The organism is Akkermansia sp. KLE1798 (genome assembly GCF_001580195.1).
In the GTDB taxonomy this organism is placed as follows: domain Bacteria; phylum Verrucomicrobiota; class Verrucomicrobiia; order Verrucomicrobiales; family Akkermansiaceae; genus Akkermansia; species Akkermansia biwaensis.
Map to the genome: position 1 here is coordinate 1 of NZ_KQ971079.1, position 1,224 is coordinate 1,224.

The window sequence follows — 1,224 nt, forward strand, 5'->3', positions numbered from 1 at the left end:
CCGCCATGAAGATGAATTTGCCGGGCTTGCCCTGAACGGGCAGAACATAAGTGCTTTGGCCGCCGAAGGTGATGCCTGCCTTCGGTCCTACGCAGGGATTCTTGAGTTCCGTCCACGGGCCGGCAATGTGCTTGGCCACGGCGCTGCGGGCGGCGTTGGGCGCCCAGCCCGTACAGCCGGAAGCGATGAAGTAGTATTTGCCCTTGTGCTTGAAGATGGCGGGGGCTTCCATGAAACGTCCCGGGAAGACGCGTACGAATTTGCCCGTGTGCCCGGTGTAGTCCGGCGTGAGCTCCGCAATGTGCGTGGTGCTGTTTTCCTCGGAGGAATAAATGTGGTAGGCCTTGCCGTCGTCGTCCACAAAAATGGTCATGTCCCGGCTCATTTGGCCTTTTTCAAAATCCTTCTTGAACATGTCCTCGGAGCGGACTCCTTCCGGCAGGGCGCTGGAAGTAAGAGCGGGCACCCCCTTGAAGGTTTTCATGGTCTGGTCCTTCTTGTCCATGTTCGCAGGCCATTTGCCCGGATTGACGCGTCCGGCCTTCAGGAACGTGAACGGCCCGGTAGGCTTGGTGGCCGTAGCCACTCCCGCGTACGCGGCTCCGTAGCCTTTCCCCTTGAGTTCCAGGTGGAACCACATCACGTACTTTTTGGTCTTCTTGTTGTAAACCACTTTGGGGCGTTCCAGGATGCACCCCTTGGCGATGGGATGGGAATTGTCCCCTTCCACCACTTTCAGGGCGATTCCCTCGTCCTTCCAGTTGTACAGGTCCTTGGAGGAATAGCAGTGGACGCCCACCTGGGCGTAATTGCCCGCGTCGCCCTCCACCTTGTGTTCTCCGTACCAGTAGTAGGTCCCCTTGTCGTAGAGGATGCCGCCGCCGTGGGCGTTGATGTGAACGCCGTTGTTGTCCGTCCAGATTTCTCCGGGCTTGAAGGAAGTGTGCTTGACGGGGGTGTCCGCCACGGAAAGAGCGGCCGTGCCGCAAAACAGGCAGATGGAGAAAAAGGCGGTTGAAAGTGTTTTCTTCATATTCTTGAAATAGTTTTGAGACAGGTTGCGGATTCGCGTTCTTACAGGTCTTCCAATTTCCATTCGTCTTTCCATTCCAGCTTGATCTGATCGCCGTCAAACTGGATGGGCAGCCACAGGTAGCGTCCGTCGATGGCATTCTTGGGCCGCCAGATGTCCGCCATGAAGATGAATTTGCCGGGCTTGCCCTG

The 1,224-nt window shown here is 57.3% G+C and carries 1 protein-coding gene and 1 pseudogene; both read right to left on the reverse strand.

Annotated elements, in window-relative coordinates; all coding sequences use genetic code 11:
- The coding region (locus HMPREF3039_RS04165; RefSeq protein WP_067951956.1) for a glycoside hydrolase family 43 protein at positions 1-1,033 on the reverse strand (1,033 nt) is incomplete at its 3' end.
- A 41-nt stretch (positions 1,034-1,074) separates the two neighbouring features.
- A pseudogene (locus HMPREF3039_RS14585) lies at positions 1,075-1,224 on the reverse strand (beta-glucanase); the annotation flags it as partial.